15 protein-coding genes are annotated in these 23225 nt (G+C 68.9%); 4 read left to right on the forward strand and 11 right to left on the reverse strand.

All coding sequences use genetic code 11. The features are described 5' to 3' along the window. Positions 1-219 precede the first annotated feature (219 nt). Complete coding sequence (locus C8263_RS16725; RefSeq protein ID WP_107139270.1) at positions 220-2229, forward strand: DNA gyrase subunit B; 2010 nt, start codon at positions 220-222, stop codon at positions 2227-2229. A gap of 206 nt (positions 2230-2435) precedes the next feature. On the opposite strand, the gene C8263_RS16730 is transcribed toward C8263_RS16725, so the two are convergent. The 4 genes from C8263_RS16730 to C8263_RS16745 form a co-directional block, all read right to left on the reverse strand. Next, positions 2436-3989 carry a S8/S53 family peptidase gene (locus C8263_RS16730; RefSeq protein ID WP_158263840.1) on the reverse strand — a complete coding sequence of 518 codons (1554 nt, stop codon included), beginning with the start codon at positions 3987-3989 and terminating at the stop codon, positions 2436-2438. Between the two features lie 354 nt (positions 3990-4343). Further along, positions 4344-6701 carry a hypothetical protein gene (locus tag C8263_RS19060; RefSeq protein ID WP_146160740.1) on the reverse strand — a complete coding sequence of 786 codons (2358 nt, stop codon included), beginning with the start codon at positions 6699-6701 and terminating at the stop codon, positions 4344-4346. A 95-nt stretch (positions 6702-6796) separates the two neighbouring features. Beyond that, positions 6797-8455 (reverse strand): S8 family serine peptidase, encoded by a 1659-nt coding sequence (locus C8263_RS16740; protein ID WP_146160741.1) that lies wholly within the window; start codon positions 8453-8455, stop codon positions 6797-6799. Positions 8456-8520: 65 nt separating this feature from the next. Further along, a complete protein-coding gene (locus C8263_RS16745; RefSeq protein ID WP_107139273.1) occupies positions 8521-10911 on the reverse strand; it encodes a tetratricopeptide repeat protein in 2391 nt (796 codons plus the stop codon). A 76-nt stretch (positions 10912-10987) separates the two neighbouring features. Here C8263_RS16745 and C8263_RS16750 point away from each other — a divergent pair, with 76 nt between their 5' ends. Continuing rightward, positions 10988-11647, forward strand: a complete 660-nt coding sequence (locus tag C8263_RS16750) for a cyclase family protein (protein ID WP_107139286.1) — start codon at positions 10988-10990, stop codon at positions 11645-11647. On the opposite strand, the gene C8263_RS16755 is transcribed toward C8263_RS16750, so the two are convergent. The 4 genes from C8263_RS16755 to C8263_RS16770 all read right to left on the reverse strand — a co-directional run bounded on the left by C8263_RS16755 (position 11623) and on the right by C8263_RS16770 (position 14535). After that, entirely contained in the window at positions 11623-12828 is a 1206-nt protein-coding gene (locus tag C8263_RS16755) for an FAD-dependent monooxygenase (protein WP_107139274.1), read from the reverse strand. The genes C8263_RS16750 and C8263_RS16755 overlap by 25 nt on opposite strands. After that, positions 12825-13640: a MerR family transcriptional regulator gene (locus C8263_RS16760; protein WP_269845149.1), complete on the reverse strand. Its 816-nt coding sequence runs from the start codon at positions 13638-13640 to the stop codon at positions 12825-12827. Before C8263_RS16760 ends, C8263_RS16755 begins: the two co-directional genes overlap by 4 nt. Positions 13641-13726: 86 nt before the next feature. Then, positions 13727-14221, reverse strand: coding sequence for an acyl-CoA thioesterase (locus tag C8263_RS16765; protein WP_107139276.1), 495 nt, complete (start codon positions 14219-14221; stop codon positions 13727-13729). Continuing rightward, complete coding sequence (locus C8263_RS16770; RefSeq protein ID WP_233218877.1) at positions 14218-14535, reverse strand: 4a-hydroxytetrahydrobiopterin dehydratase; 318 nt, start codon at positions 14533-14535, stop codon at positions 14218-14220. Before C8263_RS16770 ends, C8263_RS16765 begins: the two co-directional genes overlap by 4 nt. A gap of 633 nt (positions 14536-15168) precedes the next feature. On the opposite strand from C8263_RS16770, the gene mutS reads away from it, so the two are divergent. After that, the gene (gene mutS, locus C8263_RS16775; RefSeq protein WP_107139288.1) at positions 15169-17715 is read left to right on the forward strand and encodes a DNA mismatch repair protein MutS; all 2547 of its coding nucleotides are present in this window, start codon (positions 15169-15171) and stop codon (positions 17713-17715) included. Positions 17716-17888: 173 nt separating this feature from the next. Here the strand turns inward: mutS and C8263_RS16780 are convergent, their stop codons facing one another. The 3 genes from C8263_RS16780 to C8263_RS16790 form a co-directional block, all read right to left on the reverse strand. Next, complete coding sequence (locus C8263_RS16780; RefSeq protein WP_107139277.1) at positions 17889-18596, reverse strand: nucleotidyltransferase domain-containing protein; 708 nt, start codon at positions 18594-18596, stop codon at positions 17889-17891. A 405-nt stretch (positions 18597-19001) separates the two neighbouring features. After that, a complete protein-coding gene (locus tag C8263_RS16785; protein WP_107139278.1) occupies positions 19002-19556 on the reverse strand; it encodes a DUF402 domain-containing protein in 555 nt (184 codons plus the stop codon). A 195-nt stretch (positions 19557-19751) separates the two neighbouring features. Continuing rightward, positions 19752-22310: a U32 family peptidase gene (locus C8263_RS16790; RefSeq protein WP_233218878.1), complete on the reverse strand. Its 2559-nt coding sequence runs from the start codon at positions 22308-22310 to the stop codon at positions 19752-19754. Positions 22311-22420: 110 nt separating this feature from the next. On the opposite strand from C8263_RS16790, the gene C8263_RS16795 reads away from it, so the two are divergent. Next, the gene (locus C8263_RS16795) at positions 22421-23116 is read left to right on the forward strand and encodes a hypothetical protein (RefSeq protein ID WP_146160742.1); all 696 of its coding nucleotides are present in this window, start codon (positions 22421-22423) and stop codon (positions 23114-23116) included. The last annotated feature ends 109 nt before the right edge of the window (positions 23117-23225 follow it).

Here is a 23225-nt window from a genome sequence, read left to right on the forward strand (position 1 = left end):
CTTGCCCTTCACCCAGAGCAGGACAGAAGCCGCGCTGCAACGCTCTTCTGCTCTACTCAAGCCCTGGCCCAATATTACGTTATGAACGTAAAATATTTGACCCATTTCAACTCTGATAGTATACTGAACAGAACCGGAAGGCGCATGCAGACGCGCCCCATCCCTCCTCTCCCCCATCCAGCGCTGGCCCTCTTCGGGGTGCCGCGCCCCAGGAGTGACATGACGAAGATTGACGATCCCAGCACCGACACCGAGCAGGGCAGCACCCGCGCCCGCGCCGAATACACCGCCGCCGACATCTCTGTGCTTGAAGGTATGGACGCCGTGCGCAAGCGGCCCGGCATGTACGTGCAGGGCGGCACGGGCGTGGACGGCTATCACCAGCTGCTGACCGAGATTATTGACAACGGCATTGACGAGGGGCTGGCGGGCTACGCCACCGAGATCCACGTGATCATGCACGAGAACGGCAGCGCCACTGTCACCGACAACGGGCGCGGCATTCCGGTGGACATCATGGCGTCCAAGGGCCGCCCTGCCATTGAAGTGATCTTCTCGGAGCTGCACGCCGGGGGCAAGTTCGGCCAGGGCGCCTACAAGGTGTCGGGCGGCCTGCACGGCGTGGGCAGCACGGTGGTGAACGCCCTGTCCACCTACCTGGATGTAACGGTCAACAAACACGGCAAGCTGCACAACGTGCGCTTTGAAAAGGGCCTGCTGGTCAAGCCCCTGACGGTGGACAGCGAGACCCCCGACACGGTCACCTGGGCCACCAGCGTGACCTTTCACCCGGACCCCACGATCTTCAAGGAGTTCGACAACCAGTTCAACTACGACCGCATTCGCAACCGTCTGCGCGAACTGGCCTACCTGACCGGCCTGAAAATCGTGATCCGCGACGAGCGCAAGGAACTGCACGCCGGGCAGATCAAGGAAGAGACCTTCTTTGAGCAGGGCGGCATTGCCAACTTTGCCCGCGCCCTGGTGACCGACGACACCAAGCTGCTGTACGACCAGCCCATCGTGATGGTGGGCACGCACAGCGAGGTGAACGTGAAAGTGGCGTTTATCCACGCCAACACGTATGCCAGCGACAACATCCTGACCTACGCGAACATGATCCGCACCCGCGACGGCGGCACGCCGCTGACCGGGTTCAAAACCGCGTACACCCGCATCCTGAACAAGTACGCCAAGGACAAGAACCTGATCAAGAGCGGCAACCCGGTGCCCAGCGGCGACGACCTGCTCGAAGGCATCTACTGCGTGGTCAGCGTGGAAGTGCAGGACCCGCAGTTCGAGTCGCAGGCCAAGGTCAAGCTGCTCAACAGCGAGGCACAGACCGCCGTGAACGCGATTGTGGGCGAGAAGTTTGCCGAGTTCCTGGAGGAAAACCCCAGGGTCGGCAAGACCATCGTGGAAAAGGCCGCCGAGGCCGCCCGCGCCCGCGAGGCTGCCCGTAAGGCCCGCGACATCGTGCGCCGCAGCAACCCCCTGGAAAACGACGACCTGCCCGGCAAACTGGCCGACTGCTCCTCGCAGGACCCCAGTGAATCCGAGCTGTTTATCGTGGAAGGCATCTCGGCCGGTGGCTCGGCCAAGGGCGGGCGTGAGCGCCGCTTCCAGGCCATCCTGCCCCTGCGCGGCAAGATTCTGAATGTGGAAAAGGCCGAGCTGAACAAGATCCTGAAAAATGCCGAAATCCGCGCGTTGATCGGGGCGATTGGGGCCGGGGTGGAAGGCACGGGCGACCGCATGCACTTCGATCTGTCAAACCTGCGCTACCACAAGATCATCATCATGACCGACGCGGACATGGACGGTGGGCACATCGCCACGCTGCTGCTGACCTTTTTCTACCGCTACATGCGCCCTATCGTGGAAGCCGGCTACCTGTACATTGCCCAGCCGCCGCTGTACCGCATCATGGTGGGCCGCGAGAAGAAGGGCACGTACCTCTACACCAACGAGGAACTCAAGGAGCACGTGGCCCGCGCCAACAAGGAAGGCAAGAAGTACGACATCCAGCGCTTCAAGGGCCTGGGCGAGATGAACGCCGACCAGCTGTGGGACACCACCATGAACCCCGAAACCCGGGCGCTCAAGCGCGTGGGCATTGAAGACCTGATCGTGGCCAACGAGGTCTTCGAGAACCTGATGGGCTCGGAAGTCGCCCCGCGCAAGACCTTCATTCAGGAAAACGCGCGGTTCGCCGAAATCAGCGTGTAAACGAGCAGGAAAAGAGGGCGGCCCCCAGTGGAGGGCCGCTCTACTTTTTTGGTGCTTGCCCCTTCATACGGGTTCCGAAAAGTTCCGGAACACGTTGCGGAACTTTTCCGACCAGAGGGAGAAGGAAAAATACGGAGTTCCGGGCATTGGAGGAACATCCGGCTCTTTCCCGGATGTGACGGAAATGGACGGCAGTCCGTATCAGGTCAGCACTTCGGCGCAAGCTGACTATGAATCAGCGCTTGCAGAACCGCATTCTGTGGTGGGCGTCCACAGCGGGTCAGCCACCAACTCAGCGTTCCAGACGCGTAGGCCGTTGCAAACGAGGTGCCGGTGAACGGCGCAGGGCGATTGGGCACGTGGCCGCTGGGGGCAGGCCTGTCAGGTTGCCGGAACCAGAAGCTGTAGGGGGCAAATAGATCCGGCGGCACAGGCACATTCACCCGCTTATGGAAGTCACTCTGGTTATAGTCCGGCCGCTGCATGAAGGCGGCCCGGCTGATTTCTGCGGCCCGGCCCGGCTGACCCGCATTGAGCTGTGCACTGACGCGCCAGAAACGTCCCTCAAGGTCTGCACTAAACTGGAAATCAGCCGGGTAGGCATTGCACTGATCGCCGGAGCGATGGTCCTTGCAGGCGGTGGAATTCCCGTGAGAAGCCAGGACAAACATGCCGTTTCTCAGAGCCAGGGCGATGACCTTCTGAAGCAGTGGGCTCGAGACTGGCTGCGAGAAGCTGAGATTGACCACCGTCAACTTTGGTAGCCCCCCAGGCTGCTGACGCTGCTGATGCTGCGCGATGGCCTGACATAGCTGCGCAATGACCCGTATGGTCGTTCCAGACTGACATTCTTGTTCGTTGGCGCAGACACTGAAGGCCCGCAAGCCTTCCGTACTCGCGCTGCCATCTTTCATCCCTGCACGCGCCTTGATAATGCGCGCAATCACCTGTCCGTGGCCGGCACCCACAGGAGTCTTATAACTATCGGCTTTGCCAAAATCCCAGGTGTCCAGCACAACCGCGTCCACTTCGGCTTGCGGCGAGGACACGGCGCCCAGTGCCTGTACCCCGGAAGCCCCGATGGTCACGGTGCCGGTGGCCGCCACCCAGGGATCAGTGTTGGGATCAAAGCCGATGGTCTGCTCCAGGAGGGCCCTAGCCACGGCGCCGCCCAGCTGGCGCTGCACGTGGGCCAGGGATGTCAGCAGGCCGCCATCCGCACAAACGCCTCCGTCCTCGCTGGGCACCTGATCAATCCCGTATTGCCGCACAGGCAGTTCACGCAGCAGTTGCAGGCCCCGCTGCAGCTGCTCGGGCGGCAGATCCCCAAACGCTGCTCGGGCCTGCTTAAAGTCGAATATGCCAGGCAGGCGACCCAGAGGCAAAGGATCTAGCAACACTAGATTTTTCTGCGGCAGATTGAACGGCACAATCAGCGGCCTTGCGGCCCCACCCTGCTTGTCCCGGAGGCCCTGCAGTTGCGCTGGGTTCAGAAGCCCAGGTCTGAGCAGACCGTTTTGAATATCGCTGGGGGTCAGCACGAGACCCTGGCGGCGGATGTAATCCCGGGTGTTCCTCCACTGGGCAGAGCTAAGCCCAGGTGGCACGCCACCCCCCGTGGGAAAAGCCTTCACCAGCACAGGGGTGGACTGGGGCAGCGCGGACACGGCGGCCAGGGGGAGTCTCCCTGTCGGCAAGCTCTGGGCGCCCAGCACCACGCCGCCTGCACTCAGGATGACCGATGCCTTCTGCGGCAGCACGGTGAGTTGCGGGTCCTCGCCCGTAACGTTTGGCCCCAAGGAGACCCGCTGCGGCCCCGGCTGGGCACCAGCCGGAACAGTGCACCGCCAGAGGCGGGACGAGGGCTCCCAGGTACAAGGCTCCTCTGATCGCGCACCCCCCACCCACAGACGGGGCGCCGCCTGCGCAGCGAGATCAGGCCAACTGACCGTGATCTGCTGACCCACGAACGCCGCACGGGGCGACGCCTTCCGCCCCACCTGAGCCTGAGCCCCCGTCCAGCCGACCAACACCAGCAGCAGTGCCAATCTCCTCATATATCCTCCGGTACGCACCCTAGGACCGCTGCCGTGACCGCAGCGTGACAGGCCCCGTTAAGACTGGGCCAGCACGTTGCTCCGAATGCGCTGCACCTGCTCGTGCAGACCGTAATCTGACAAGAGCGACAGGATAGCCGCGTGGTCCTGCACCTGCCCAGCCAGTTCCGCGAGATTGCTAGCAATATTGGCGAAGAGTTGGACATGACCGCTGCCGCTGACCAGAGCCAGCGCGCGCCGGTACAGGGGTTCCGCCTCGGCCAGGGCACCCCGGCGATGCAACATGACCGCCTGGGCATTGACGGTGTGCGCCTGGCCATCCAGGCTGCCCACCTCGCAGAAACAGACTTCCGCCTGGGCGAAGACTGCGTCGGCCTCTGGCCAGTCTGTAGACTCACCCAGACAGGTGGCGTAGTTCACCAGAATGCCCGCGCGGTCCAGCGGATTCAGGCCCGGATGAGAGAGAAGTTCGGCAAATGCCTGCTGGGGCGGCTCGTGCCGGGTGCGCAGCAAGGCCAGAAGGCTACCAGCGCGCGCCCACAGCCCTTGATCACCACAAAGGGTGCCCAGGGCCACAGCCCGGCGCAAGTGCTGCTCGGCTTCTGCTGGCCGGCTGGAGCGCAGGTCAATGCTGCCCAGAATGTAGTGGGCATAGCCCGCCGCCGGGCCTGTTTCCGGCCCCACCGCCTGGGCACAGCGCGCCGCTTCATCCCAGCGGCCCAGGCGTTCAAGCACCACCGCCGACAAGGCCAGATGCTCGGCCTGCCCAGCACACAGGGACTGAATCTGCGTCCAGGCATCGTTCACCTGCCCTGACCGGACCAGCGCCCAGCCCCGCAGCAGCCGCACCTCGGGGGTTTGGGGCGCCGCTTCCAGCGTCTGGGCCGCCCGCCCCGGGTAGCCCCGCCCCAGTTCCTGGCTGGCATACCAGTGGGCCGCCTGGGCACAGGCCGCCTGATCGCTTTCCTCCCACAGTTCGCGTGCCTGCTGCCAGTGGGGCCACGCGCTCTGCACGGCGCTGGCCCGCGCCAGCCGCAGGTGAACCAGGGCCGTGTCCAGCGGGGCCGTGGCCAGCAGCTGCCGCGCCGGAGAGCTGGCGCGCAGCGTTCCGTCGGGCGCGGCCAGTCCCTCGCGCACCAGCAGGTCCAGGGTCTGGGCCAGCGCCGCTGCGCCCAGGGCCAGGGCGGCGCGGGTGGCCTTCAGGTCGGGCGTGCCCTGCGCCGCCAGGGCCAGAAAGAGGCGCCGGGCATCCGGGCCCAGCAGGGTCAGGCGGGCGTCCAGGGTGCGCTCCGGGGGCTGGCCGCGCAGGAACGCCTGCAGCAGTGCCGGGTGCCCCCCCGTGGCCACGTGGGCACCGGGCTGGCCCTGCAGCTCGGCCGCGCTCAGGGGGTACAGGGGCACGTGATGCGGCGTGAGCACTGCCGGGGGCTGGCGCGCCGCCACAATCAGGGCCGCGCCGGGTCGCTGCCGGGCGGCCAGGGTCAGCGCTGCGCGGGTGGCGTCGTCGGTGTCCTCCCAGTCGTCAATGGCCACCTTCAGCCGGGGGTCGCGCAGCAGGTTCAGGGCCTCTGCCACGCTGCCCAGGGGCCGGGGGCTGAGGGGGTCCAGGGTGGCCAGCGGCAGCCCGGCGCGTGCGGGCAGCACCCGCCAGCCCCGCGACGCCAGCGCCTGCAGCAGCGCTGTTTTGCCCATGCCGGGCGGCCCGCTCAGCCACGCCAGTTCGCCGGGGGCCAGCGCGTTCAGGGCGGCCAGTTCGGCGGCGCGCCCCAGCAGCACCGGGGGCGCGGGCCGTGTGGCCAGAGGCTGCAGGGCCAAGCCCAGTTCGTCGGCCTCGCGGCGCAGGCGCACGCCCAGGGGATGGGCCGGGTCCCCCACGCAGGCCCACAGCCGGGGCAGGTCTTCCGGGGCGCAGGGGGGCGCGCCGGGGGTCTGGTGGGCCTGCTCGGCGTGTTCGGTGGCCTGGGCGCCCTGGCCCAGGGCCACGCAGTGTTCGGCCCAGCTCAGATGCGCGGCGCGGGCCTCGGCACCCAGGGCCTCGCGGGTGTCCAGGATCCACTCTTCCAGGTCCGGGTTCAGGGCCACCCCCAGTTCGCCCAGGAACGCGCCGGTGTACAGGGCCAGCGCCTCTTCCCAGCGTCCGGCGCGGGCGTGGGCACGGAACATCTGGGCGTCGGCCTCCAGATCGGCGGCCACCCGGGCTCCCTCTTCACGGATCACCCCGGCCAGGGGCCGCAGGCGAATGAGGTTCTGGGCCAGCGAATTCATGGGGTTGGCGGCTTCCGGCCAGAAGAGGCTGGCCAGCCGCCGCCGGGGCTGCGGGCCTTCCAGGCACAGGTAGGCCAGCAGCAGCAGCGGTTTCTCGCGGCGGTAAACAGCCCCCTGTACCGAGAGGCCCCCGAACGTGAGAAGTTTCATAGAACATTGTAGTGATCCGCCCGGTGGGGGCGTCAAGCCAGAATGAGGACAGGACCGCCAGAACGCTCCTGACGGCCCCTCGAAAGAATCGGCGCTTAGCAGGAATTCACGGTGGCCGCAGGCAGCGGGGCTTGCCCTGGGGCCGTGATCAGCGGCAGCAGCGGCACCCCCGGCCGGCAGGCCATCCAGTTGGCCAGCACGCCGCTGACCACCGGCGCGGCAAAGCTGGTGCCAAAGTAGGGCCAGCCGCCCAGCCAGAACTCGCCCGGGGCCTGCACGCTGGGGGGCAGATTCACCACGCCCGGCGTACCCACCCCCCGGTTGTAGTTGGCCAGCTGTCCGGTGGCAATATCCCAGCCGGCCACACTGAACAGCATGGTCTGGCGCAGGGTGGTGCGGCCCAGGGCAATGCCAGGGCCAAATTCAAAGTCCCTGGTCCAGTCGGCGGGGAAGTGCCAGCAGCGGTCGCCCTTGCTGAGGCCCGCGCAGTCTTCCCGGTTGCCATACGAAGCGGCCGTGGGCACGCCGGCCGCCGCCACTTCCCGCAGGGCCAGTTGCACACCAACGGTAGGGTACGGTCCCCCCGCGCTGAGGTTCACCACATGCCGCCCGCCGCGCCGGGCCTCGGCTGCCACGGCGCACAGGGCCTGGGCAACTTTGAGGGTGGCGCAATTGCCCTCCCTGTCGCAGACCTGCTTGTAGCTGAGGGCAGCATTCGGGGCCACTGCGCGCACGACCTGTCCGACAGCCTGACCGTGAAGGGGGCGGCCGTCAATGGATGTGGTGTAGTACAGCGCCGGTCGAGTGGGATCTGGATTTCGGAAGACGTAATCGTCCGTGGCACTGGTGGCGGTGTCGAGGACATGGACCGTGACGCCCTTGCCGTTTCCACCTTTCAGGCCGATGAACTTATTGAGCAGGGCGGTGGGTTGGCCGTTTTTATAGGGGGCATCAGTCTGTGCAGGGTGGCCAAAGGTCGTCGGGTCCACCTGTATGTCTGGCCCGAATAGCAGGCCCAGCACTGTCAGCACCTGACCGGTAGGCAGCCCAGCCGTCGGAAAAATTCCGGCCAGTGAGGTGCAGAACGAGGAAGCGGACCGGGCTGGCACTGCAGACGGCACCAGTCGTTGCAGGTCAAGGTTCTGAAGCACCTGAGGGCTCAGGACAGCGGTGGACGGCGACACCGTCAGGGGGCCGGACGCGACCTGCTGCCCCGTCACTGCGGAAGTCAACGGGGTGAAACTGGGCACGCCCAGCGCCGCCAGCCGGTCAACGACGGCGCGAACCTGCTGTGGGCAGGTTTTCTGACAGTTGCTGGACAGTCGCCGCAGGCGTTCGGCGTACTCCTGCTGCACAGTTTTCAGCGTACTCGGCGGAATGTATGCCACCACGTTCTGCGCGGCAGCTTCAGCGGGCAGCACGTTCAGCACCAGGGCACTGCGCTGGCCCAGCCCCTGCGCGCTCACAAACTGCGGCCCGCCCGCCGCCGTTTTCGGCACCTGGAAGGCCAGCCAGCCCGAAGCCGGGTCACGCATAAAAGAGGTGGCTTGCCCGCCTACCCACAGGGTGCCGCGCTCCCCCAGAATGCTGCCGCCAATGACCCAGGCCGTGTCGCCGGGCGCAGCGGCCACCGGGTACAGGCGAGCGCCGCCAGCCACCGCTGCCTGGTTCTGAGCCCCGGCCCAGCCTCCACTCCATAGTCCGATCAGCCCAGCAATCACTCCTGCCCGCATCCACCCGCGTCTTTTTGCCATGTTTGTCCTCCTGCGCCCAGGGTGCCAGGGCGGGCATGATCGCGGCATGAACAGCCGCCAGGACGTCAAGACTGCAACGGCTGCCCCGCGCTCTGGGCTGCTATATGGGCATTGCGCCTGATCTGCGCCACAAGCTCGTGATGACCTGCCTGTTCCAGCATGTGAAGTGAGTCCTCAAAGGCGCTGAGGTCGCCCTCCAATTCACTGAGGTTGCTTATGAGCTGACCCAGATGACGAATGTTGCCTGTACCTCTCATGTAATGCAGTGCCTGCCGGTAGAGCCTTGCTGCGTCTTCTAAACGGCCTTGTAAGTGCCGCCGGACTCCCAAGTTGCCCAGTGCCGAAGCGAGGCCAATCTGATCGCCAGAGAGCGTCAAGATCTCTACTGCCTCGCTCATCACGTCGTCCGCCCGATCTGGCTGCCCGGTGTCTAATAGCATCTGGGCGAAGTTGACTAACGCCAAGCCATGCACGCTGGGGAGATCACGCGTCGCCCGAAGGACATCATCGAAAGCTGTTTGAGGCTGGGCACCCAACCGAACACGCGCGCAGGCCACCATCACCAGCTCCGTCAGTTCCCGTTCCTCGTCTCCTTGAAGCTGCCAGAGATCGGCTGCGATCTGGCTGTGACGTCTCGCCGCTTCCCACTGCTCCCGAATCCTGGCCGCATGCGCCTTCACGCTCGCCGCATGGGCCGCTTCCGGGCCACTGCCCCTAATCTGATCGGCCAGCGCCACCGCCTCCTCCACCCGCCCCAGGCGCACCAACGTGGTGGCGCGGACAGCCAGCACATCCGGGCGGGTTTGGGTCTGTTCGGGTAAGGCCTCAAGGCGGGCATACGCGTCGTTGTAGCGCCCCACGCCAATCAGGGCCCAGGCGTGCGGCACGGCCAGCGAAGGCACGTCCCGCAGCGTATCCAGCAGGGCGGCGGCCGGGCCGGGATACCCGCGCCTCAGCAGCGTCTGGGCCCGCAGGCAGGCGGCGCGGGCGGCGCGCACTTCATCGTGGTCTTCCCACAGGTCGCGCGCCTGTTCGTAGTGGGGCCACGCGTCGGCCTCGGGCAGGGCGCGGGCCAGTTTCAGGTGCAGCAGCGCGGCGTGCACATGAATCTGGTGCAGGTGCTCGCGGGTGGCCGCGGCGGCGTACACGCGCCCGGCCTCGTTCGTCAGGCCCTCGGTGGTCAGGAAGGACAGGGTGCGGGCAAAGTCGTCGGCGGTCTGGCCCAGGGCGGCGCGGGTGGCGCGCAGGTTGGGCTGGTCCTGCAGCGCCAGCAGCAGGAAGGCGTCACGGGTGGCGGAAGGGTAGGCGCGCACGCGGGCCCCAAGACGCAGGTCCAGCGGTTGTCCGCGCAGGGCCGCGCCCACCAGCACGGGGTGGCCGTCGGTCTGGCCGTGCAGGGCCGCGTCACTCAGTTCGCCTTCGGTCAGGGGGCCCAGGTACAGGTGCCCGTCCACATCAAAGGGCGGGTGGGCGCGGCCCGTGACCACGATCACGGCGCCGGGGCGGGTGCGGGCCGCCTGGGCCAGCACGGCGCGCGTGGCCTCGTCCACCTGTTCCCAGCCGTCCACTGCTACTTTCAGGTGAGGGTCGCGCAGCGGGGCCAGGGCGGCGTGCGCACTGGTCGGGGGCGCCGAGCACAGCGGCGCCAGCGTGCTGTAGGGCAGGTCCGAGCGCCCCGGCAACACCGTCCAGCCACCCGTGCGGGCCAGAGCTTCCAGCAGGGCCGTCTTGCCCATGCCCGCGTGCCCGCTGATCCAGGCCAGCTGCCCCGGGGCCAGGGCGCCCAATGCCGCCAGTTCAGCTTCACGGCCCACAAAGGGCGCGGCGTCCAGCTGCGGCGCGGCGTCCAGGTCCAGCCCCAGGGTGCGGGCGTCGCGCTCCACCTGGGTGGCCAGCGGATGACCGGCCAGAGTCAGGTAGTGGTGCAGCCGGGGCAGGTCCAGTTCATCGGGGGGTGGGGCGCCGGGCAGGCCCAGGGCGCGGGCGGCGCCGTCTCCGGCCCCCGCGCGGTCGCCCCGGGCCGCCGCCTGGCCGGCCAGGGTCAGCAGGGCGGCGCGCGCTTCCAGGGCCAGGGCCTCGCGGGTGTCGTACACCCACTCTTCCAGATCATGGCCCAGGGGAATGCCCAGGCCGTCCAGAAAGGCCCCGGCGTACAGGGCCGCCGCCTCGCCCGCACGGCCCCGGCGGGCGGCCTCGCGCAGCAGGGCGGCGTCGCAGGGCATCCCGGCCGCCACGCGCGGGCCGTCCTCGGCCAGGGCGCCGGGCAGCCCACGCAGATGCACCAGATGCTGGGCCAGCGAATTCATGGGGTTGGCGGCTTCCGGCCAGAACAGTTCGGCCAGCCGCCGCCGGGGCTGCGGGCCTTCCAGGCACAGATAGGCCAGCAGCAGCAGCACCTTTTCCCGCCGGAAGGTCACACCTTCCACGGACAGGCCCCCCAGTGTCCGCAGGGTCATACCGGCATTGTCTGCGATTTGTGGGCGGCGCCACAAGAGGCGCGGCCACGGGCGCGGCCTGGATATGCTCAGCGCCATGCTGACCTTCCCCCACGACATCACCCGCCGCCTGAGCCCCGGCCACCCCAACTGGCCCGGCGACGCGCCCTTTCGCGTGGACCCCGGGGCGCGCATTGCCGGCGGCGACAGCGTGAACACGGGCGTGCTGCACACCAGCACCCACACCGGCACCCATGTGGACGCGCCGTGGCACTACGACGACGCGGGCGAGCGCCTGGGTGAGGTGCCCCTGACGGTGTATATCGGCCGCTGCCGCGTGCTGACGGTGGCTGGCCCGCTGGTGGAGGCGAGCGCGCTGAACGGGCTGCCGGCGCACCTGCCACCCCGGTTGCTGCTGCGCAGCGGGCAGCCCGCCGTCTGGGCCGTGTTCCCCGAGGCGTTCGCGGCCCTGGCGCCCGCTTTCGTGCAGGACGCCGCCCGGCGCGGCGTGCGCCTGCTGGGCACCGACGCCCCCAGCGTGGACCCGCTGACCAGCAAGACGCTGGACGCCCACCACGCCTGCCGCGCCGCCGGGGTCTTTCTTCTGGAGGGCCTGAACCTGAGCGGCGTGCCGGACGGCGAGTACGACCTCGTGTGCCTGCCCCTGCCCCTGACCGACACCGACGGCGCCCCCGCCCGCGCGGTGCTGCTGCCGGCGGGGAGCGTGCCGGATCAGCTGAGCGGTGCAGGCACCTGATCGGGCAGCGTGAAGCGGTCATGGAAGGCGCGCCCCGCGACCCAGCGCGCCACCCCCGGCGCGGCCATCAGCCGCAGGGCAACGTTCCGCAGCTGCACCCCCAGCTCGGTCCGGGGCGCAAACCAGGGGCCGTAGCGGGCCGCAGATCGCTGCTTGGCAGCCACGAAAGGCCCGAAGGCCGCCTGGTACCGGGCAAACGCGGCCTCGGGTACGTCCGGCGTGCGCGCCAGTTCGTGGGCCAGCAGGTAGGCCCCGGCCAGCGCCAGCGCCGAGCCCTGCCCAGACAGCAAGGAGGGCGCATACGCCGCGTCGCCCACCAGGGCCACCCGCCCGGCGGACCAGTGGGGCAGGCGCACCTGCGCCACCACATCCAGATACAGGTCCTGGGCGCGGGGCAACGCCGTGAGCATCCGGTCACCCAGCACGCCGCTGTGGGCGAACACCCGCTCCAGCACGCGGCGCTGGGCGGCGCCGTCCAGCCCCGGCGTGGGCCGCCCTGGCTGTGCCCAGAGCAGAAAATAGGCGCTGTGGCCCCCACGCAGGGCAAAGCGCGCCACCTGCCGCCCCGGCGCAGTGAAGCTGATGTACGTGCCCGGCTCACCCGCGTGCGCATCGGACGCGGTGAAGGCGGCCGTCCAGTAGCCCAGGGAGGTCACCGTGTCTCGTTCAGCGCCGAGCGCCAGGGCCCGGACCCGGGAGTGCAGGCCATCGGCACCGATCACCAGATCAACTTCGCGCGGCGGGGCGTGCTCGAACGTGACCCCCACCCGCTTGCCCTGCGGCGTCAGGGCCGTGACGCTGTCCCCAAACACGGCCTCCACCTCCGGCTCGACCAGGGCCCACAGCCGCCGGGCCAGGTCGCCCCGGCGCAGGTTCACATAGCGGCGGTGGTGGCCCGGCAGCAGCGCCTCGGCCGGCAGGGTGGCCGCCGCCTGCCCCCAGCGGTCTATGAAGCGGATGCCCCGCACGGCGTAGCCGTCTTCATGCAGGGCGCCGCGCAGGCCCATGCGCCCGGCCACGTCATAGCCCACCCCCCAGAAGTCAATCAGGTGACCCCCGTGCCGGAGAGCCGGCGCCCGCTCCACCAGGGTGGGCGCAAAACCGGCCCGGCGCAGCCAGTAGGCCACGGCCGGCCCCGCAATGCCCGCACCCGAGATCAGGGCGGTGCGGGGCGGCGTCATGCCGGGCCCCCGGCCACCAGCCGCAGCGGCAGTTGCACCTCGGTCACGGCGCCCTCGCCGGCCGGGCCCTGCGGCGGGCACAGCAGCACCTCGCGCGCGGGCCCGGCCGGCCCGGCGCCGCCGCGCGCCAGCCACTGCGCCAGCGCGTGGTAGGCCACGGGCAGTTGTTCCACCGGCCCCGCGTGAATGACGGCCGCCACGGTGTCGTGGGCGGGCAGTTCGGCCACCGCAAAGCCGGGGGCAGCGGCAGACCAGTGGCCCCCTTCGGGCAGCAGGCGCCCGGCCTGGACCTCCAGTTCGCCGCTCCACGCTTCCGGGTCGTGAATGACCCCCACGAACAGGCTGTCCGGGGCAAATGGCGCGCCGCCCAGCGCCGCCGTGACGCGCCCAAACAGGGCTCCGGCCTGCGCAGGGCCCGTGACCCGCGCGCGCGTGTGCACCCAGCGCGCGGCCGGCACCGATTTGAGCACCACCGCCCGGTCATCGTGCCCGGCCACGCTCAGGTAGTCCAGCCGGGTCTGAATGCGCCGCCAGCGCTGGGCCTCGGCCTGCAGGCGCTGCTGGCTTTCGGCCTGTTTGAGGCGCAACATGCCGCGCAGTTCCTCTGGGCTCACGCTGTCACGCAGCAGCGCGCGAATCTGGTCCAGGGAAAACCCCAGGTCCTTCAGGGCCAGAATGCGCTGCAGTTGCGGAAGCTGCGCCGCGCGGTACGTGCGCCGCCCCCCGGGGCCCACCTCGTCCGGCACCAGCAGGCCCAGCGCGTCGTAAAAGCGCAACTGCCGCGTGGTGACCTGCGCCATTCGTGCAAACATGCCAATGGAAAACACCCTGCACCTCCGCCCGTCACGCTAAACGTTGACGCTGCGTCAAGTGCAAGGGGTGCAGGCCAGAGCGCGGCTCAGGCGGGTGGGCGCGGAGCGGGCGGTTCAAAGCCGAAGGTCTGGCCCACCACGCCCGGCGCGCGCTTGGGCCGCCCACTGTGCGGGTCCACCCACACCCATTCGGTCTGACATTCGGCCAGACGCACGCCTTCGGGCGGGTCGCCGGGGTTCAGGCGGTCCAGGGCGTAGGCGCGCACGCTGCGCACCCCGGCGTGCAGGGTCAGGGCCGTGCGCACCCGCACGCGGTCGCCCAGCCGCGCGGGGCGGTGGTACTCGATGACGTGCTGGCGCGCCACCGGCACCGCCCCCAGCTCGGTCAGGGCCTGCGTGCCCATGCCCAGGCGGCTGGCGTGGTCGCGCGCCACGGTTTCGCACCAGGTCAGATAGACGGTGTTGTTCACGTGGTTCAGGTCGTCCAGGTCCTCGGGGCCCACAGTCAGGAAGCGCTCGTGGCGCCGGGTATCCGGCAGGCTCTCCCAGAGCACGTCGGCATCTGGAATGCGGAGTTTCAAGCCTCTTCCTGCGCCAGCCCGTTGACGGCATACGCCGCGTCAATGTCCTGCCGGGTCACGCCGCCTGCGTCGTAGGTAAAGAAGTTGACGCGCACATTGTGATAGTGAACGTGAATATCCGGGTGGTGCCCCCGCGCCTCGGCCTGCTCGGCTACGCGCACAGCAAAGGCCATGCCGGTCCTGAAATCCGGAAAGGTGAAGTCACGAAACAGCTTGCCGGCGTCCCCGTACCAGCCCTCGGGCTTCAGGTCCATCACGTCGCCGTCGGTGAGTTTCCGGGTGGGGTCATAGTTCATGCGCGGGTCGTACGCCATACCCGGCATGGTAGGGGGTGCGGGCCGCTTGGCCCTGAAGGGCGGGACGGGGTACAGCCGCACGCGGGCCAACCAGGGCAGACCGCAGGTCAATTCACATTTTTATAAAGAACCCTTTAGATACAATCAGGCTTACATCAGTTTCAGGAGAGTTTGGTCATGACTGCACTGCTGCGCCGTCTGTTCGCCCGTCGTCTTCCCCGCCCTGTTCCCGCGCCCCGGCCCCGGGCCATTACTGAACTGGAGTTGCTGCGCGCCCTGGGCTGCGATGAGTAGCGAACAGCCTGAGATTGAGTGCGCCGCCCTGCTGGCTCTGCCGGGCGGCGCCGCTGTCCCCGCCCGCTCGGTTGATCGGGGGCCTGGCAGCGACTTCCTTAGCGGCAGCGTGCCAGCCGGCAGCACCACACATGGCCCGGCGCACACCAGACTGGTGGCCAGACATTCCTCCACACGGCCCACTGGCACTGTCAGCTGCTGACCATTGGCGAGGCTGAAGTTCATGGGGGGCCTCTCTCCCAGCCGGGGGCTGAGGCGCCCAGCGTGCCAGAGGGCGCGTGACCGGCCCGGGACTGGGCCCGGACAATCGTCGCCAGAGTCCTTTCGCAGCCCCGGGCCGGCGCTATGCTGCCCCGGATGCGGGCACAGAACGTCCTCAAGGGAACCGGCTCGGGGGCGCTGCCACCCATGCTGGAGCAGTACGTGCGCATGCGCGACGAGGTGGCCGAGGGCCTGCCCCACGCGCTGCTGCTGTTTCAGGTGGGGGACTTCTACGAGACCTTCGGTGAAGACGCCGAGCGCGCCGCCCGGCTGCTGGGCCTCGCCCTGACCCACAAGAGCAGCAAGGACTTTTCCACCCCCATGGCCGGCATTCCGCTGCGGGCGCTGGACAGCCATGTGGAGCGGCTGCTCTCGGCGGGCGTGTGCGTGGCGGTGGCCGACCAGTTTGAAGAACCGGGTTCCGGGCTTATGGAACGCAAGGTCACGCAGCTGCTGACCCCAGGCACCGTGACCGAGGAGCGGCACCTGGGCGCCGACGAGAATTATCTGGCGGCGGTGGCCACCGGCGAAGGCTACGCCCTGGCCCTGCTGGACGTCTCGACCGGGGAATTTCGCTGCGCGGCCTTTCACACCCGGCTGGCGCTGTACGACGAGCTCTCGCGCTGCCGCGCCCGCGAGGTGCTGCTGGCGCCCGAGCTATCGGGCAACGCGGCCCTGCTGGCCGACTTCCAGCAGCGTTTTCCGGTCATGCTCTCGCCGGCCAGCTTCGACGAGGCGCGGAGCCGGGAGGAACTGGCCCAGACGCTGGGCGAGGTGCCCGGCAGCCTGAGTTCATCGGCGCTGGTGCGCGCCTGCGGGGCGGTGCTGGGCTACGCCCGCATGACCCAGCAGGGCCAGCTGGACATGGTGCGGCGGGTGGTGCGCTTTGAACCGGGCGCCCACATGCGCCTGAGTGACGCGGCGGTGCGCGCCCTGGAACTGTTTCAGGCGCACACGCCCCAGGGCCGCACCCTGACCGACGTGCTGTGCCAGACGCGCACGGCGGGCGGACGGCGGCGCCTGCGGGCGTGGCTGCGCGCGCCGCTGCTGGACGAACTGAGCATCCGCGCCCGCCTGGACAGCGTCGAAGCCCTGACCCGCGCGCCGGACCTGCGCGGCGGCGTGCGCGCCCTGCTGTACCGCGCCCACGACCTGGAGCGGCTGGCCGCCCGGGTGGCCACCCGCCGCGCCGCGCCGCGTGAAGTGGCGGCCCTGGCCCGCACACTGGACCTGCTGCCCGAAGCGGCGGCCCTCCTCTCGGGGCAGGCCGGCCTGCTGGCCGGCGTTCGCGAACGCCTGGGCGCCCTGCCCGACGTGGTGACCCGCATCCGGGCCGCGCTGGTGGACGAGCCCCCACTGCGCCTGGGCGAGGGCGGCCTGATCCGCGACGGCTTTCACGCCGAGCTGGATACCCTGCGCGCCGAGGCCCTGGGGCACCGCGCGTGGCTGGCCGAACTGGAGGCCAGCGAGCGCATTCGCACCGGCATTGGCAACCTGAAGGTGGGCTTTACGGGTGTGTTCGGGTACTACCTGGAAGTCACGGGGCCGCACCTGAGCAAGGTGCCGGCCGATTACCGCCAGATTGCCACCCTGAAAGACCGCGCCCGCTTCACCCGCCCGGACCTCCGCGAGCGCGAACGCGAGATTGCCCGGCTGGAAGCGGCGGCGGGCCGCCTGGAACTGGAGGTGTTCACCGAGTTGCGCGCCAGTCTGGCCGCCCACGCCGAGGCGCTCTCGGAAGCGGCGGGCGCCCTGAGCGAACTGGACGTGCTCTCGGCGCTGGCCGAGGTGGCCGCAGAAGCCGGCTGGATTCGCCCTGAAACCACAGGCGGCGACCTGCGGCTGACCCAGGCCCGGCACCCGGTGGTGGAGCGCAGCCTGGGTGGCCGCTTCGTGCCCAACGACGTGACCCTGGACGAACGCGGGCGGCTGGTGCTGCTGACCGGCCCCAACATGGCGGGCAAGAGCACGTACCTGCGCACAGCCGCCCTGTGCGCGCTGCTGCACCAGATCGGCTCGTTTGTGCCGGCCGACGGGGCCGCCCTGCCGGTGTACGACGCCATTCACACCCGCATTGGCGCCAGCGACGATCTGGCGGGGGGCCGCTCCACCTTCATGGTGGAGATGAGCGAACTGGCCGCCATTCTGCACGGCGCCACCGCGCGCAGCCTGGTGATTCTGGACGAGATCGGGCGCGGCACCAGCACCCTGGACGGACTGGCGATTGCCCAGGCGGCGCTGGAACACCTGCACGGCGCGGGCGCGCACACCCTGTTTGCCACCCACTACTTCGAGCTGACCCGGCTGGAGGGCGAATGGCCGGGTCTGCGCAACCTGCATGTGGCCGCCGAGGAGGACGCGGCGGGCAGCGGCGGCCTCACCTTCTACCACCAGGTGGTGCCCGGCGCCGCCCGGCAGAGCTACGGGGTAGAGGTGGCGCGGCTGGCTGGCCTGCCGGGCCCGGTAACCACGCGCGCCGCCCGGCTGCTGGCCGCCCTGAGCACCCAGGGCGACGACACCCGCCTGCTGCGCGAACTGGGCGCCCTGGACCTGGGCCGCCTGACCCCCCTGCAGGCGCTGGAACTGCTGCACCGCTGGCAGCGCGAGGCGCGGGGGACCGAAGCGGTGGGTGGAGGGAAGTGAACAGCGTCAAGGAGTCCAGGCGTCGAAAGATTGAGGTTTCCTGACGCCTGATGCGGACTGCCGTTCATTGCCGCGCGGCCGGAACGGCACCGTCTGCGCTTCCATCTCGCGGCAGTCGGCATCTGCTCCTGCTCGCGCTGCGAAGCCGCTCGCCGAGTCCATATTCACCCTCTTCACTCCCCCACCGACTGCCGCTCGCTCTCACTCTCGCGGTACGTCAGGTCGCCAGTTACGCCGGTCACCAGGGCTTCCAGCGCCGCCTGCCGGCCCGGGGCGTCGGTGCGCGTCAGCACGGCTTGCAGCGCCTGTGCAGCGCCGGGCTCCCGCTGGGCCAGCTCGGTCAGCCAGCGCTGCGGCTTGACCTCCCACCAGCCCCGGGCCTGGAAGAGGGCGCCCACCGCCTTGCCCACGCACAGCTGGGCCATAAGGGCGTGCAGCGGGTCAGCCTGCTCGGCCAGGGCGCGGGCGTCCACCACGGCGTCAATCAATGTGAAGCGGGCCTGTGCGCTCAGCGGCCGGGGCGCGGGGCCAGCGGCAAAGAGGGCGCGGGCTTCGCGGATCAGGGCCTCCAGTTCTGGGTGGGCCCACACCACCTGCCCCTCGGCGTACATGGCGATGGTGGCCGCGTCCCCCGCCGCGAACATCGCCCGGACCTTCCTGGCCGGATTGTGAAAGACCTCCACCGGCACCCCATCCACCACCCAGTTGGCCCGCCAGCGGTGATCACCCTCCACCAGAACGTGCAGGTCCAGGTCGCTGTGCCGGTTTGCCTCTCCCCGCGCGGCGCTGCCACACCACAGCGCGGCACAGGTGCCCGGCGTGGCCCGAATGCGCCTCAGCACGGCAGGCAGAGCGGCTTCCAGGCGGGCTTGCGCAGCCATTGTCATACCGGAGGCTAAGGGCCTCGCCCCTCCCATTTCAACGGTTCAGAAAAGTGCCAAAGCGTTCTCAGTCCCGGTGCAGGGCCCCTTGCTCGCTCCTCGCTTCGCCCAGGTGATCTGAAAATCAACCGCAAGAGAATGATCAGGCGGGTGCCGCCCGGACCGGCGCCCTCTGGCCTAAGTGCCTCGCCCCTCCCCCAGTCCAACGGTTCAGGACAGTGCAGAAACATGTCCATTCCCGGTGTGAGGCACTTTACTTCGCCACTCGCGCTGCGGCGCCGCTGTCCCTGCCCGGTTGATCATTAGATCAACCGAGCGGAGCGAGTCTCGAAAAAAGGACGTTGTACCGGGCGTGGAGACTGTTCGGTGCTCTCCTGAACAGTCGCACCATGAGAGGCAACGTCCTTAGCTCCCGGTCACCTGGGCGTGCGGGGCGCCGGGGATGCCAGCCCAGGTCACCTGCACTCCCTGCGCCGCCAGCCAGCCGTGCAGGTCGTAGCGCGCCCGGGCCAGCCCCGAGAGCGTGCGGTGGGCCGTGGCCACGGCGCGGTGCATGTCCGGCTCGTTCAGAAAACCAGCGGCGCGGGCAGCCAGCAACTCGTCGGTGTCCACGATCTCGGCCATCAGGCCACTGTGCAGCAGCAGGTCCAGGTACAGGTCGCGCACCACCCAAACCTCACCCTCCCGCCAGATGTCGGCCACATCCAGGTGATAGTCGTGTTCGCGCTCGCCATGAAAGTCGTAGCGGCACACCACCAGATTCAGGGTCGGCAGCAGGTGCGCCTGCCAGTGGCGCACGCGCGGATGGTCCACGAAGGCGCGGGAGACATACAGGCTGGCCGGGGTCTCAACGTAGGTCTGTACGCGGCGCACCCCCGTGTTGGTGTAGTGGCGCAGGGCGGGCACGTCGTGCCGCTCCACCTTGACGGGATGGACTGCCGCGGGCACCAGGGTCACCATGCTCCAGCGTACCGGGCGCAGCGCAGGAGGCAGATGAGTGCCGGACCCAGTTCGGTGAGCCCGCTCAAGCTGACTGGCAGGTCAGAAAAGGAGCCAGAGAACCTGAACCGGGCTTAAGTGTTGCTTTAGAAAAGGCTATGGGCTCTGAGGCCTGGGTCCTGGGGAACAGAAAAAACGGCTCATGGCCCAGAGCCCTTACACCACCGGCAGCGCGTCCAGCAGCCCGAAGTCGTGGGGCACAAATAGACTGCCTTCCGTCACGCCCTGATCGGTCAGGGTGGTCAGGGCCGCTTCCAGTTCGGGCGCACTGAAGTCGCCGTTCAGGAAGGCGCGGTGGGCGGCCAGCACCTCGCGCACCTGCTCGGGCGTTTCGTGCACAAATTCCAGGCGCAGGTCGCGGATGCCGGCGGCCTGCCACGCGCCCAGATGGGCGGCGGCCACCTGCGGGCGGCCCTCAAACACCGTGTTGCGGCAGCCCACATCGGCCATGACCGGGTGCACGCGGCCCCGTTCATCGCGCAGGGCCACGCGGTGAGCCTCGCAGGGGTGGCCGCAGTTCGTGTAATCGGTGCCGGTACTCAGGAACCGGCAGAAGACGCAGTGCTCGGTGTGAAAGACCGGCAGGTGCCCGTAGGCCACGGGTTCTAACACGGCCCCGCCCACCAGTGCGGCCAGCTCAGTGATCTGCTGTGCGTTCAGGTCGTAGGTGGGGGTCAGCCGGGTCAGGCCCAGGTCCAGCAGGGCGCGGGTGGTCAGGACATTGGCGGCGTTCAGGCTGAAATCCCCGGTCAGCTCAGTCCCGCCGCTCTGGCCCTGCAGCCCTTCCAGCAGCCCACCCGAGCGCACCAGAATGCCGGCGTCCAGCGACAGCAGGAACTTCTGCAGGTTCTGTTCGGTAGGCTTGAGGATGCGCGGGCTGGCCACCCGCACCGGCAGACCCGCCGCTTTCACGCGCTCCACACTGGGCTTCAGGCCGTACAGTTCCAGGTAATCCAGGGTCATGGAATCGGGGCGGGCCTCCAGCGCAGCGTCCAGCTGTTCGGGCGCACGCACGAGGACGTGCAGGCGGGTCCGTCCCTGGTCAGGTGGGGTCGGCTGGCCCAGGCGGCGCAGGGTGCCTTCCAGGCGCGGCGCCACGCGGCGCTCCGGGGCCTGTTCGCGCCGGGCGCTCAGGGCGGCGGCGGCCTCGCGGCGCAGGCTGTTCAGGGCGCTCACCGGCAGGAACCCCGCGCCCTGAAGGTCCACGCTCAGCGTGCGCAGGTGGTAGGGCGTGCCGCCCAGCTTGCCCAGTTGCTCGCGCAGTGTGGCCTCGTCCAGGGCGCGGTTGCGGGCCGGGGACAGCGGCTCGGGCAGCGTGACCGTCACGCTCCGCCCGGCCTCGTCGGTGAGGGTCAGGGCAGGCACCTCGCCCACCGTCCCCATAAAGTGGGCGTCCACCGCGCGGGTATGCACCGGGTCAGCGGCCTCCACCAGCGGCCTGACCCGGGCGGCCAGCGTGGGGTCCTGGGTGCGCCACACCGGGTCGCCTTCACGCACCCGCGCGGGGTCCACCGCGCCGCGCCCAAAGCGCAGTTCGTGAAGCGCCCTCTGGTGCTGGCCCCGGCCCGACGCGGCCACCGGGTTCACCTGATACACAAAGCCGCCTTCCTCGCGGCCCTCGGGGGCGCGCCAGTTGGCGGGGTCGAACACCAGGCCGTCGCCGGGCTTGACCAGTTCAGTCAGCTCGACCAGCACGCCGCGTTCGGTGGTGCCGCGCACGGTGCCCACACGCACGCCCCGGTGCCTGGGGGCGCGGCCCCGCACCACGGTCTGGTGGTTGGTGCCTGCCATGAAGTGCGGCCCCAGCCCCCGCGAGTACACCTGCTCCAGATCGCGCTCCTCCTGCGGGGTCACGCTGAGGGGCCGCTCCGCCCAGGCTTCATCCACGGCCTTGCGGTAGGCGGCGGTGGTCAGGGCCACGAATTCGGCGTCCTTGTAGCGGCCTTCAATCTTCAGGCAGTCCACGCCGATGCGCACCAGCTCCGGCACCTGATGCAGTGCGTACAGATCGCCGGGCGACAGCAGATACCGCGCGTCACCCAGATCGCGCCATTCACCGTCCACCAGCAGGTCGTAGGGCAGGCGGCACGCCTGGGCACACTGGCCCCGGTTGGCGCTGCGCCCGCCCCACGCTTCACTGGAAAAGCACTGGCCGCTGTAACTCACGCACAGCGCGCCATGCACGAAGGTTTCCAGCTCCACGTCGGTGGCGCCCGCAATGCGCTCAATGTCGCGCAGGCTCAGTTCGCGCCCCAGCACCACGCGGCTGGCCCCGAAGCGCCGCGCGAGTTCAGCGCCCTCGGCGGATGTGATGCTCATCTGGGTGGAGCCGTGAATGGGCAGGTCCGGGCAGATTTCGTGCGCCAGCCAGGCCACGCCGTGGTCCTGCACGATCAGGGCGTCCACCCCCGCCTCGGCCAGGGCGATCAGCTGGCGCTCGGCCTGGCGCAGTTCCCGGTCAAAGACCAGCACGTTGAAGGTGACAAAGCCCATTACCCCGCGTGCGTGCAGCCCCCGCATGATCTCGGGCAGGGCTTCGAGGTCAAAGCCCACCTTGGCGCGGGCGTGGAAGCCGGCCCCGTCGGCGCGGCCCTCGCCGCGCGCCGGGTTGACCCCAAAAAACACGGCGTCGGCGCCGGCCTCCACAGCGGCGCGCAACTGCGCCTGTCCCCCCACGGGGCTCATGACTTCGGGTTTGATGCGGGCACGCGGCATAACGCGCCAGTGTACCGAATGAAGGTTCGGCAAAGGGTGACGCAGGGTGCAGGGGAAGGAAACCACATGTGCGCTGACCATGCGTGCACCTGTGAAGTACGCTGCGGGACGTGAGCGCGCCCATCTTCAAAAAGCGGGAGCAGCCGGAAACCCGTTCCACAACTTCCCCAGCGCTGAGGGATGAACCGTCCGCCTTTCTTCAGATGGCGCAGCAAGCGGTGCAGCGGCATACGTCACGGCCCGTCACAGCGCAGCAACAGATCGCTCAGGCGCCCCTGCGTGCAGCCAGTCTGGAGCGCCAAGAGGTCGAGCAGCTGTATTTGCAGCGTCAAACGGTGGTAGAGCAACTGGACGCCTTACCACAGCCAGAAACGGTGATGTTCCAGCGTCAGGTCCATTCCATCCCAGCCAAGCCCCAGAGCCCCGCTGATTGGGTGACCGTGATGCGCCACCAAGCCGAACAGGTCGAAGGCAAGTCACTGGACAGTCGGCAATACGCGCAGTTTACCGCGTTGCAACGTCAGGTGGCGCAAACATTGGTCCAGAGCTTTCGGTCTGATCGAGGCCCCGCACAGAGTCGGTACGACATCTACGGCGAACACTTGGCCACGCTGCAACGGCACGAGGTCAGTGCCCCGGTGAGCCGGGTGGTGCTGGGCCTCGTGCCAGCTGGTGAACGCTTAGCTTTGCAGCGAGCAGTCGATGCGGCTGTTCAACGGTCAGTCGCGGAGGCGCAGCAGGAGAGGACGTTTATCCAACGCCAGACTCTGCAACGGCAGCTGGCTGAATTAGAGCATTTGTCATAATGAAGGTATGAAAGCGGTGGGCGGGCGAGGGTATGGGCTGGACTTGCGGGAACGCATCGTTCGTGCTGTGGCGTCCGGTGGAAGCGTTCACCTGGTCGCCCAGCAGTTC

The organism is Deinococcus arcticus (assembly GCF_003028415.1).
GTDB lineage: Bacteria > Deinococcota > Deinococci > Deinococcales > Deinococcaceae > Deinococcus > Deinococcus arcticus.

Excerpts from the sequence above, each read along its gene's own strand:
- C8263_RS16725 (WP_107139270.1), top strand. The coding sequence starts at position 220 with ATGACGAAGATTGACGATCCCAGCACCGACACCGAGCAGGGCAGCACC.
- C8263_RS16785 (WP_107139278.1), bottom strand. The coding sequence starts at position 19,556 with ATGGTGACCCTGGTGCCCGCGGCAGTCCATCCCGTCAAGGTGGAGCGG.
- C8263_RS19060 (WP_146160740.1), bottom strand. The coding sequence starts at position 6,701 with ATGAAACTTCTCACGTTCGGGGGCCTCTCGGTACAGGGGGCTGTTTAC.
- C8263_RS16740 (WP_146160741.1), bottom strand. The coding sequence starts at position 8,455 with ATGGCAAAAAGACGCGGGTGGATGCGGGCAGGAGTGATTGCTGGGCTG.
- C8263_RS16760 (WP_269845149.1), bottom strand. The coding sequence starts at position 13,640 with ATGTTTGCACGAATGGCGCAGGTCACCACGCGGCAGTTGCGCTTTTAC.
- mutS (WP_107139288.1), top strand. The coding sequence starts at position 15,169 with ATGCGGGCACAGAACGTCCTCAAGGGAACCGGCTCGGGGGCGCTGCCA.
- C8263_RS16745 (WP_107139273.1), bottom strand. The coding sequence starts at position 10,911 with ATGACCCTGCGGACACTGGGGGGCCTGTCCGTGGAAGGTGTGACCTTC.
- C8263_RS16750 (WP_107139286.1), top strand. The coding sequence starts at position 10,988 with ATGCTGACCTTCCCCCACGACATCACCCGCCGCCTGAGCCCCGGCCAC.
- C8263_RS16790 (WP_233218878.1), bottom strand. The coding sequence starts at position 22,310 with ATGCCGCGTGCCCGCATCAAACCCGAAGTCATGAGCCCCGTGGGGGGA.
- C8263_RS16780 (WP_107139277.1), bottom strand. The coding sequence starts at position 18,596 with ATGGCTGCGCAAGCCCGCCTGGAAGCCGCTCTGCCTGCCGTGCTGAGG.
- C8263_RS16755 (WP_107139274.1), bottom strand. The coding sequence starts at position 12,828 with ATGACGCCGCCCCGCACCGCCCTGATCTCGGGTGCGGGCATTGCGGGG.
- C8263_RS16770 (WP_233218877.1), bottom strand. The coding sequence starts at position 14,535 with ATGGCGTACGACCCGCGCATGAACTATGACCCCACCCGGAAACTCACC.